Source organism: Noviherbaspirillum sp. (assembly GCF_035654295.1).
GTDB lineage: Bacteria > Pseudomonadota > Gammaproteobacteria > Burkholderiales > Burkholderiaceae_D > Noviherbaspirillum.
Map to the genome: position 1 here is coordinate 21,514 of NZ_DASRXF010000188.1, position 6,942 is coordinate 28,455.

Genomic DNA, 6,942 nt, shown 5'->3' on the forward strand with positions numbered 1-6,942 from the left:
CCCATGTCATTGAACAGCCTCGCCAGCCTTGGACAGGAAGCGCCCTTGCGCATGCTCTTGATCGATGCGGGCAGGGGCACGTCCATTTCGCTGGCCGGCGTCGTGCAGCCGTGGCAGGTCACCGCCCGATTGCTCGGCCCGGATCGCCTGCAAGTCGACGTGCTTCCGCTGCAGGCGCTGCTTGCAGCCCAAGCCGCGGCCAGGTATTGGCATATCGGGCTGGTCGTCGGCGACGAAGAATACTTTCCGCTGCCGCCGGCGCAACTGCGCGCGCTGGTCGACACCTGCAAGCGCTCGGCCATCTGGGGCGCGGTCGGGGCCCCCGTGCTGTGGCTGATCCAGGCCGGCGTCATGGACGGCTTGCGTACTGCCTTGCCGTGGCCGCTGTACGGCGAGACGGACGAAGCGGCGGAACGCGCAATCCTCACGCCCAACCTGTTCGAGTTCGACGGCGGCCGGCTGTCCTGCTGCGGCGGCATGGCCAGCATCGATTTTTCGCTGACGCTGATCGAGGCGCTGTACGGCACCGATGTGCAGGCGCAGGTCAAGGAAGCGCTGTGCATCGATCGTGTGCGCGCCCAATCCGACCGCCAGCGCACCGCGCTGCAGGCGCGTTTCGGAATGCTGCAGCCCAAGCTCTCGGAAGCCGTCGCGCTGATGGAGGCGAACATCGAAGAGCCGCTTGCGACCGACGATATCGCCAATCTCGTCGGCATCTCGCGCCGCCAGCTCGAACGGCAGTTCAAGCAATACCTGGGCAGCGTGCCTTCCCGCTATTACCTCGAACTGCGCCTGCAGCGCGCCCGGCAATTGCTCCTCGATACCAACCATTCCATCGTGCAGGTCGGGCTGATGTGCGGTTTTTCCTCCGGATCGCATTTCTCCACCGCCTATGGCACCCTGTTCGGCATCACCCCGCGCGAGGAGCGGCAGCGCAAGCTGCGTCCCGCCTAAGAAAGTCGGCGTCGCAGTTTGAAAAGAGTTTTCCCCGCCGCCTTCCTATAATTCCATCATCCAAGACAGACGGAGCACGGAATGCAATCGATCCAACGCGTTGACAGAGAAGCAATTTCCCCGGTGGAACCAGTCACCCGCCAGACCTTTGACGAAGTGCTGGTGCCGACCTACGCGCCCAGCACCATGCTGCCGGTGCGCGCCAAGGGCCTGGACCTGTGGGACCAGCAGGGCAGGCAATACCTGGATTTCACGGCCGGCATCGGCGTCACCAGCCTGGGCCATGGCCATCCCGCCGTAGTCGAAGCGCTGCGCGCGCAGGCCGATACGCTGTGGCATGTCGGCAATGGCTATACCAACGAGCCGGTGCTGCAACTGGGCCGCGCGCTCACTGCTGCGACATTCGCCGAGCGCGCCTTCTTCTGCAATTCCGGCGCCGAAGCCAACGAGGCGGCCTTCAAGCTGGCGCGCAAGTATGCGCACGGCAAGTTCGGCCCGCACAAGTCGCGCATCGTCTCCTGCGTCAATTCCTTCCACGGCCGTACGCTGTTCACGGTCTCGGTCGGCGGGCAGTCGAAGTACACCGAAGGTTTCGAGCCGCTGCCGCCCGAACTGCAGCACATTCCGTTCAACGATATCGACGCCGCGCGCGCGGCGATCACGGACGACGTGTGCGCAGTCGTGGTCGAGCCGGTGCAGGGCGAGGGCGGCGTGCTGCCCGCCAGTCCCGAATATCTCAAGGCCCTGCGCGAACTCTGCGACGCCAAGGGCGCGCTGCTGATCTTCGACGAAGTGCAATGCGGCATGGGCCGCACCGGGAAGCTGTTCGCCTACATGGGCTACGGCGTCACGCCGGACATCCTGACCTCCGCCAAGGCACTCGGCAACGGCTATCCGGTCGGCGCCATGCTGACCACCACGGAGATCGCCGCTGCATTCTCGGTCGGTTCGCACGGCACGACCTACGGCGGCAATCCGCTCGCCGCGGCTGTCGCGCTGCGAGTGCTGCAGACCATCAACACATCGGTTTTCCTGTCCCGCGTGGAGCAGGCCGCGCAACACCTCGTCGGCAAGCTGAACGCAATCGTGCGCGATTACCCGCAAGTGTTTTCGCTGGTGCGCGGCAGCGGCCTGATGCTGGGCATGGTGCTGGCCGACGCCTGGCGCGGCAAGGCCAAGGACATCACCAAGGCGGCGGAAGCGGAAGGGCTGATGCTGCTCATCGCCGGGCCGGACGTGGTGCGACTGCTGCCGGCGCTGGTGGTGTCGGATGCGCAGATCGACGAAGGTGTGACGCGCCTGCGCCGCGCGCTGGATGCGGTGCTGGCCGCCAACAAATAATCCATGCAGCATCGATTGGAGAAGCCTATGTTCGTCGTCCGGCCCGTCGCCGCCACGGATATCCCGGCACTGGAGGCAATGTCGAGCGTGACCACGCCCGGCGTGCACACGCTGCCACGCTCGCGTGCGACCATCGAGCGCGCGGTGGAGCGATCCATCGCTTCGTTCAAGGCGCAGCCCGACATGCCGACCGAAGAGGCGTATTTTTTCGTCCTGGAGTCGGACGGCGTAGTGGCGGGTACCGCGGCGATCTCCGCCACCGCCGGTTCCAGCGGCACCTTCTTCGCCTTTCGCAACGATGTGCTGAGCCAGGTGTCGCGCGACCTCAACATCAGCCACAACGTGCATGCGCTGACGCTGTGCTCCGACCTCACCAGCCATTCGCAGTTGTCCAGCTTTTACCTGAACAACCGGAGCGGCATGGGCGATGGCGCTGCACTGCTGTCGCGCGCACGCCTGTTGTTCGCCGCCGTCGCGCCGCATCGTTTCAGCGACAAGTTCTTCGCCTCGATGTCGGGCATCACCGATGCGAACGGCCGCTCGCCATTCTGGGAAGCGCTGGGACGCAAGTTCTTCCAGATGGACTTCCTGGAGGCGGAGCGCATGATCGAAGGCGCACGCAACCGCACGCTGATCGTCGAGCTGATGCCGCACTATCCGGTGTACGTGCCGCTGCTGCCCGGCGAAGCGCAGGCGGCGATGGGGCAGGTGCATGACGAAGGCGAGCTGCCGTTCGGCATCCTGTCGGACGAAGGTTTCGAGCCCGACGAATATATCGACATCTTCGACGGCGGCCCGATCCTGCGCGCGCACAAGAACGCACTGCGTTCCTTCTCGCAGTCGATGCGGCGCACCGTGGCCGCGTGTGCGGAAGACGACACGGAGCGCACTGCCTTCCTGGTCGCTGTCGCGCGGGAAGACGGCTTCCGCGCCGTGCTGACGCAATGCCCCCCGCCGGAGCTGTCGGAAACGCTTGGCCTCGATGACGATGCCATGCGCGCGCTCGATGTCACGGCGGGCGACGCCGTGCTGTGTGTGAAACTGTGAGGACGCCGATGCTAGTCGTACGCGCAATCAGGGAACAGGATTTCGACGGGCTGATGGCTCTGGCCGAGAAGGTCGGGTCCGGCATGACCACCCTCAAGCCGGACCGCAAGGCGCTCGGGCAGCGCCTGGAAATCGCCTGCGCCTCCTTCGCGGAACAGATCGCGCCGCCGCAGCGCGACTATGTGTTCGTGATGGAAGACACCGCCATTGGCAAGGTGGTCGGCGTGTGCGCCATCAAGAGCGCAGTCGGTCTCGATGAACCGTTCTACAACTACCGGATCGGCACGCTGGTGCATTCCAGCAAGGAGCTCAAGGTGTTCTCCCGCATGGACACGCTCTACCTGTCGAACGACCTGACGGGCTGCGCGGAACTGTGCTCGCTCTTCCTGCATCCGGATTACCGCCATGGCACCAACGGCAAGCTGCTGTCGAAGAGCCGTTTCATGTTCATCGCGCAGTTCCCGCACCTGTTCTCGGAAAAGCTGATCGCCGAGATGCGCGGCTTCCAGCGCGCCGACGGGCGCTCGCCGTTCTGGGACAGCCTCGGCCGCCATTTCTTCCAGATGGAGTTCGACCGCGCGGATGACCTGACCGCCCTCGGCAAGAAGTCCTTCATCGCGGAACTGATGCCGCGCCATCCGCTCTATGTCGCCTACCTGCCGCAGGAAGCGCAGGAAGTGATCGGACGCGTGCATGTCGATACCGCGCCGGCGCGCCGGCTGCTGGAGCAGGAGGGCATGTATTTCGAAGGCTATGTCGACATCTTCGATGCCGGTCCCGTGCTGCAGGCGCGCGTGAGCGAGCTGCGCGCGCTGCGCGACAGCGATCTCGCGATTGTGGACACCGGCCTGACGCTGGAACGCGAAGATCATCCGGCGCTGGTAGCGACCACACGCATGCAGGATTTCCGCGTGATCACGTCCGAAACACATCCCCACCGCAGCCGCATCGCGCTGACGGTGGAACAACAGCAACTGCTGGCATGCCGCACCGGCGATGCGGTGCGCGCCATGCCGCTCATTCCGAAGAAATCTCCCCATGCATAGCCATTACCTCAACGGCCAGTGGATCGCCGGCGACGGCCCGCAGCTGGCCGCCCATGATCCTTCCACCGGCCTGCAGACCTGGAGCGGGCATGCTGCCACGGCGGCGGAAGTCGATGCCGCCTGCAAGGCCGCGGGCAACGCTTTTGAAGCCTGGGCCACTGCAGCAGCCGATATTCGCATCGGCATCTGCCAGCGTTTTCGCGACCTGCTGAAAGAACACGGTGAGGAACTGGCGACGCTGATCGCCAGTGAAGTCGGCAAGCCCCTGTGGGAAGCGCGCACCGAAGTGACGACCATGGCCAACAAGGTCGATATCTCGGTGCAGGCCTACCATGCCCGCACCGGCGAATCGCTGACGAAGGTGGCCGACGGCGATGCCGTCCTGCGCCACCGTCCGCACGGTGTGTTCGCGGTGTTCGGCCCCTATAACTTCCCGGGCCACCTGCCCAATGGCCACATCGTGCCGGCGCTCATCGCCGGCAACACCATTGTGTTCAAGCCCAGCGAGTACGCGCCCCAGACTGCCATCAAGACCGTCGCGCTGTGGGAGCAGGCCGGGCTTCCGGAGGGCGTGATCAATCTCGTCAACGGCGGACGCGACACCGGTGCCGCGCTCGCCGCGCATCCCGGCATCGATGGCATCCTGTTCACCGGCAGCTACCAGACCGGCGCCTTGCTGCACCGGCAGTTCGCCGGCCAGCCGGGCAAGATGCTGGCGCTGGAAATGGGCGGCAACAATGCGCTCGTCGCCTGGGACGTGGGCAATGTGGACGCGGCCGTGCACCACGCGATCTTCTCGGCCTTCGTCAGTGCCGGGCAACGCTGCACCTGCGCGCGCCGCCTGATCGTCGAGGACTCGGAGAAGGGGAGGGCTTTCGTCGCGCGGCTGGTGGCGGTGGCGTCGAAGATCGGCATCGGCCGCTTCGACCAGACGCCCGCACCCTTCATGGGCCCGGTGGTATCGGCGCAGGTGGCAGGCAAGCTGGTGCAGGCGCATGACGAGCTCGTTGCGCGCGGCGGCAAGAGCCTGCTGCCGATGACGCTGCTGCAGGAGGGCACCGGCTTTGTGTCGCCCGGCATCGTCGACGTGACCGGCGTCAGCGGCATTCCGGACGAAGAATGGTTCGGCCCCTTGCTGCAGGTGATCCGCGTGGCGGACTTCGACGAGGCAGTGCGTGCGGCAAATGCCACCGAATACGGACTCGCCGCCGGCCTGCTCAGCGATGACCTGGCACTGTGGAAGAAATTCCAGGTACGCGCCCGCGCCGGCATCGTGAACTGGAATCGCCCGACCACAGGCGCGGCCAGCACCGCGCCCTTCGGCGGCATCGGCAAGTCCGGCAACCATCGCCCGAGCGCCTATTACGCCGCCGATTACTGCGCCTATCCGGTCGCCACCGTCGAAAACAGCGTGCTGGAAATGCCGAAGCAACTATCGCCCGGCCTGGCATTCTGAACGAACAAGGAAAACCATGAGCACCGCACGCGAATTCAACTTTGACGGCCTGGTCGGGCCGTCGCACAATTACGCCGGGCTGTCCTTCGGCAATGTCGCTTCCTACAACAACGTCAACAGCGTGTCCAACCCAAAGGAAGCAGCGCTGCAGGGACTGGCCAAGATGCGCGCACTGGCTGCGCGCGGATTCGCGCAGGCGCTGCTGCCGCCGCAGGCACGTCCCAACTTGCGTCTGCTGCGCAGCATCGGCTTCACCGGCAGCGATGCCGATGTGATCGCCCGTGCCGCCAGGGAAGCACCGGTGATCCTGGCCGGCGCCTATTCCGCCTCGCCCATGTGGACGGCCAACGCGGCGACGGTCAGCCCATCCGCCGATACCGCCGACGGCCGCGCGCATTTCACCGTGGCCAACCTAAACAACAAGCTGCACCGCTCCTTCGAACATACGCAGACAGCGCGCACGCTGCGTGCCCTGTTCGGCGATGAAAAGCACTTCGCCGTGCACGATGCACTGCCCGCAACGCCCGCCTTCGGTGACGAAGGCGCGGCAAATCACACCCGCCTGTGCGCGGATCACGGCGCGCCCGGCGTCGAGATGTTCGTGTACGGCCGCGTGGAATTCGATCCGGAAGCGCCGGTGATCCTGGCCGGCGCCTATTCCGCCTCGCCCATGTGGACGGCCAATGCGGCGACGGTCAGCCCGTCCGCGGACACCGCCGACGGCCGCGCGCATTTCACCGTGGCCAACCTGAACAACAAGCTGCACCGCTCCTTCGAGCATACGCAGACCGCGCGCACGCTGCGCGCGCTGTTCGGCGATGAAAAGCACTTTGCCGTGCACGATGCGCTCCCCGCGACGCCCGCGTTCGGCGACGAAGGCGCGGCCAATCACACCCGTCTGTGCGCTGAGCACGGTGCGCCCGGCGTCGAGATGTTCGTGTACGGCCGCGTGGAATTCGATCCGGAAGCACCATCGCCCAGGCGTTTCCCGGCGCGGCAGACGCTGGAAGCGAGCCAGGCAGTGGCACGCCTGCACGGGCTCGACGCACAGCGTACCGTCTTCGTCCAGCAGGACCCGGAGACGATCGACCAGGGCGT

Annotated in this window: 6 protein-coding genes; all 6 read left to right on the forward strand. The window is 65.7% G+C overall.

The features are described 5' to 3' along the window. Positions 1–3 precede the first annotated feature (3 nt). Positions 4–954, forward strand: a complete 951-nt coding sequence (locus VFF99_RS17760) for a GlxA family transcriptional regulator (protein ID WP_325020257.1) — start codon at positions 4–6, stop codon at positions 952–954. Positions 955–1,035: 81 nt separating this feature from the next. Beyond that, the gene (gene astC, locus VFF99_RS17765; protein WP_325020258.1) at positions 1,036–2,295 is read left to right on the forward strand and encodes an acetylornithine/succinylornithine family transaminase; all 1,260 of its coding nucleotides are present in this window, start codon (positions 1,036–1,038) and stop codon (positions 2,293–2,295) included. A 27-nt stretch (positions 2,296–2,322) separates the two neighbouring features. After that, positions 2,323–3,342 (forward strand): arginine N-succinyltransferase, encoded by a 1,020-nt coding sequence (locus VFF99_RS17770; protein WP_325020259.1) that lies wholly within the window; start codon positions 2,323–2,325, stop codon positions 3,340–3,342. A gap of 8 nt (positions 3,343–3,350) precedes the next feature. Further along, positions 3,351–4,388, forward strand: a complete 1,038-nt coding sequence (gene astA, locus VFF99_RS17775) for an arginine N-succinyltransferase (protein ID WP_325020260.1) — start codon at positions 3,351–3,353, stop codon at positions 4,386–4,388. Further along, positions 4,381–5,844, forward strand: a complete 1,464-nt coding sequence (gene astD / locus VFF99_RS17780) for a succinylglutamate-semialdehyde dehydrogenase (RefSeq protein ID WP_325020261.1) — start codon at positions 4,381–4,383, stop codon at positions 5,842–5,844. The genes astA and astD overlap by 8 nt, the downstream gene beginning before the upstream one ends. Before the next feature lie 16 nt (positions 5,845–5,860). Then, a partial coding sequence (locus tag VFF99_RS17785) for an N-succinylarginine dihydrolase (protein WP_325020262.1) occupies positions 5,861–6,942 on the forward strand: 1,082 nt, incomplete at its 3' end.

What these genes read in the sequence shown, in the direction of transcription:
- VFF99_RS17770 (WP_325020259.1), top strand. Translation starts at nt 2,323, where the DNA reads ATGTTCGTCGTCCGGCCCGTCGCCGCCACGGATATCCCGGCACTGGAG.
- VFF99_RS17760 (WP_325020257.1), top strand. Translation starts at nt 4, where the DNA reads ATGTCATTGAACAGCCTCGCCAGCCTTGGACAGGAAGCGCCCTTGCGC.
- astC (WP_325020258.1), top strand. Translation starts at nt 1,036, where the DNA reads ATGCAATCGATCCAACGCGTTGACAGAGAAGCAATTTCCCCGGTGGAA.
- astD (WP_325020261.1), top strand. Translation starts at nt 4,381, where the DNA reads ATGCATAGCCATTACCTCAACGGCCAGTGGATCGCCGGCGACGGCCCG.
- astA (WP_325020260.1), top strand. Translation starts at nt 3,351, where the DNA reads ATGCTAGTCGTACGCGCAATCAGGGAACAGGATTTCGACGGGCTGATG.